This is a genomic window from Candidatus Stygibacter australis (genome assembly GCA_030765845.1).
Taxonomy (GTDB): Bacteria; Cloacimonadota; Cloacimonadia; order Cloacimonadales; family TCS61; genus Stygibacter; species Stygibacter australis.
This window is the reverse complement of record JAVCDJ010000248.1, coordinates 1-3514: the sequence shown is the minus strand read 5'-3', so window position 1 is coordinate 3514 and position 3514 is coordinate 1. Positions and strand designations below refer to the sequence as shown.

The 3514-nt window shown below is 37.1% G+C and carries 3 protein-coding genes; all 3 read right to left on the bottom strand.

Annotated elements, in window-relative coordinates:
* The coding region (locus RAO94_12615) for a DUF2207 domain-containing protein (GenBank protein MDP8323182.1) at positions 1-1060 on the bottom strand (1060 nt) is incomplete at its 3' end.
* 34 nt (positions 1061-1094) lie between these two features.
* Complete coding sequence (locus tag RAO94_12610; GenBank protein ID MDP8323181.1) at positions 1095-1979, bottom strand: tetratricopeptide repeat protein; 885 nt, start codon at positions 1977-1979, stop codon at positions 1095-1097.
* Positions 1948-3177: a VanZ family protein gene (locus RAO94_12605; protein ID MDP8323180.1), complete on the bottom strand. Its 1230-nt coding sequence runs from the start codon at positions 3175-3177 to the stop codon at positions 1948-1950. The genes RAO94_12610 and RAO94_12605 overlap by 32 nt, the downstream gene beginning before the upstream one ends.
* Positions 3178-3514 lie beyond the last annotated feature (337 nt).

The window sequence follows — 3514 nt, the reverse complement described above, 5'->3', positions numbered from 1 at the left end:
CCTTTTTATACTTGTATAGCTGAGAGAATATCTTCTTAAGATCATTTACATCTTTATCGATCAATTGCTGTAATATTTCATAGAAACTTTTATCAATAGTATCTTCAGGGACATTTTCTGTAAGTACTACGCGATATTTCTTTTTTGCAGTCTTTTCAATGACTACCGAATCCTGCTTAAGCAGCCGATAAAATAATGAAGCAAAAGGAACAACGCTGTTATCAAATCCACTCACCAGCTTGGAAACAAAGCCTGGATGAATTTCAAATAGATCATCTGGAAGCTGATCCGGAGTAAACCGGATCTTATGCCTGCGCGACACGTTAATAAGCTTAAATGCCAGTAACAGGGTAGCAATAAGGGCGACAAATAGTAGTAATAATAGGTATTTTCCATAGTAAGACTGCTTCTCATCAATTTCCTGCCAATGTGGTTTTTCTATGGGAAGGGCATCTTCTGACAAGGTAAGTCCTACTGGAAAAACTTCATCACCTGCCAAACCCCAGAAATTATAGATCACACTATTTTCGGAATAAGATACTTGTACTTTATTGCTTGTATTGGAAAAAACACCCAGAGGGGAAGGTAATTTGCCGGGCAAGATCAATTCTATCCTGCCTTGATCAATAATGAAATCATGATCTTTTGGCAAAGGCTGGTAATCAACCATTAATACTTCATCTTCTATATAGAGAACATGATGAGCCACAAACTCAAGCTCAAAATCAAGTGATTCATCCATTACTGGTAAGAAATTCCATTTAACAACAAGGTTATCGTCATCAAATTTGTAATTATCAGTCGCGGAAATTATATTGCCATCTGTATCTTTAACAAAAGCACGAATAAACTGAAGTCCATCTGTAGCCCGCTCTGGAATATATCGTGATACCCAGGAATATGGGCCTCCGGAAAAATGATAACGAAATACTTCTCTCACATGCAGATCACCGTTTTCGCGAATATTTATCAGACAATTATAATCCTGGGCATAATAAGATTTTCCCTGAAGCATTGTAGATAAAATCAATAAAATCAATAAAACAATAATTTTTCTCATTTTTCCTCCTCAGTTATTTCTGCCTTGTATCAAACTAATTCTGGGTGATCAATCTCAGATTATCGCGAGCTTTTTTATTTCTGGGATCAATATTGATAGCTTTCTGCAATGCGCGTTTTGCCATCTCTACATTTCCCAGATTATGAAATATTATACCCATTTCATTATATATCTTTGAATTTTCGGGGTTATGGCTCTGAAGATAATGCAAAACTTTTTCATCGTATTTAGCCAGGATCTCAGAAACATCATCAACAGCCATTAGATCTTGCACTTGCTGAAGTGCTTCGGCATTTTTCTTCAATCTGTAATGATCTCTTTGCAGTGAACCTTTGTATAGCTGTTCAAAATCTGACATTTTTGAGATCGCCTGGTTATAATACTGCAATGCCAGCTCCAGATCACCAAGTTGCTTACTGCAAAAGCCGGCAAATTTATACGCATCCTCTGGAAATGGATTTGTGAATAGAGATTGCTGATAATATTCTCTGGCTTTTTGATAATCTTCCTGACCTAAATAAATTTCACCCAGATTCAGATAGCCTATATAGTCGCGTTCGGGAATAAGGTTGATCATTTTTTTTAAGGTTTTTTCCGCCATATCAATCTTTCCCAACCGGGCATAGGAAATTGCCATATTTCCGAGTGCTTCATATAGTTCGGGATTACGGTCCAATGCCTTTTGATAAATGGCAATTGCGCCATTGAATTGTTTCTCAGACATGAGATCATCACCCATTTTTTTAAGGTCCATTGCCTCAGATTCTTTACCTATTTTTGATATATCTGTCAGCCAGTCCGGTTGAAGGAGAGTGATAATGCCAAAAACTATTAAACCACCCCAGATGAGTAGAAGAATTACTCTGATGGCATAAATTCTTTTATAATCAGCAGGTGTTATGGAGGATGAATGTGACATTTTTCTTCTCCTTTATCAATCGATTATATACTTGACATGCTTCGGGAGTGCGCAGGATGATCACTTGTGTCATTTGACCGGTATTAGTGTTGAAGATGAATTGAACAGGTTTCATTTCCGGGAATCCCCGTCCTCCCTTTCCATCTGCTCCACTGCCTATCAGCAAAATATCTGAGCATTTAGTCAAAATGGTCATCTGATCACGCTTATTGAATACATGTTTCTTATCGACAAGATGGAAGGAGCCATTTTCAAAGATCATAACATCAAAAAATGGAATAGGAATTCCTCTGTAAATGGTCAAACCATACTTGTTATAAGTAATATTTTTATTGAAATTAACTGCGATAGAGATACCCAGGGATATCACTGATATGCCTAAAAGCCCGATTACTATCCAGCGGCTTATTTTAAATTGGAGCAGATGAATACATAGCCAGAGCAGTAAAAATATTCCAGCAGGAATCAGGACAGACAGGGGAAAATATTCCATTTCTGATAAAGTGGATGTTAACACCAGAAAGATGAAAACAAAGATATATTCATAAAAAAGTATTGTTAAGGGATTCTCCAGATAACCCTTCACTGTCGGGTGCGTCAGCTTGAATTTGAATTTCAGGATCCTGGCGTTATCAAGCACAAAAAATACAAAAATGTTTCCCAGCACTGAGCCATACATATCCTTAGCGATATCACAGACATCAAATACCCGGTTTGATAAAGGAACTTGAGCAATCTCATCCAAAGTTGAAGCTGAAAAGGCAAAGAGCAGCGTATATAAAATTATCTGAGCAGATGTTTTACCTCTTGATTTCCAAAAGCGCCAACTGATGATGGCAAATATTGAATAGGCAATATAATGCCAATTATGCTGCAATTCATAGAATTTGTGATTAAAATAATAATCTGTTACCTGCTGACCTACTCCAAAGAGCAAAAGCATAGCAGCAATCAAGCCTAAGTGAAACAGCCTTATGCTCTTTCGGGCAATATAAACCAGAACAGCAAGGAAGATCACTCCCACGATCAATGTATAAGGAATAGATAATGAACCCACTTCCAGCATTAAGTTTGACGCTATACCAATAGCCGTCTGAAGATAATTTTGCAGTAATAAAAATGGGGTCATGATCAACAATAAAACATACAGGATATAATTTACCCGTGTAAAAACAATATCATTTCTTTTTTTCTTCATACCCTCACCCATATTTTTGATTAACATGAAACCTGATTCCTCACGACACAGTGTCAACTTCTTTTTTTTAACTGGCTTTTTATAAGTCCTGAGTCTGCTCAATTTCCCCAACCAAGACCTTGCGAATGGTGTTTACACCTCCGCAATGGTTGACCAGAGGATAGAAGCTTATAAATCTAATACCACTATTCAAAAGAGCATTGATAAAGTGCACTGCTGATCAGGGAGGGCTCAGTATTATAAGGTTGTATTGGTTAAATCACAAGCGAGATATTTGCTGGCTTTTCTAACCGAAATATTTTTTTCGAGACGCTCATGTTTAAGATTTGCAACCAGT

Bases quoted from the DNA above. Each gene is read 5' to 3' on its own strand.
- RAO94_12610 (MDP8323181.1), bottom strand. From the start codon at position 1,979: ATGTCACATTCATCCTCCATAACACCTGCTGATTATAAAAGAATTTAT.
- RAO94_12605 (MDP8323180.1), bottom strand. From the start codon at position 3,177: ATGAAGAAAAAAAGAAATGATATTGTTTTTACACGGGTAAATTATATC.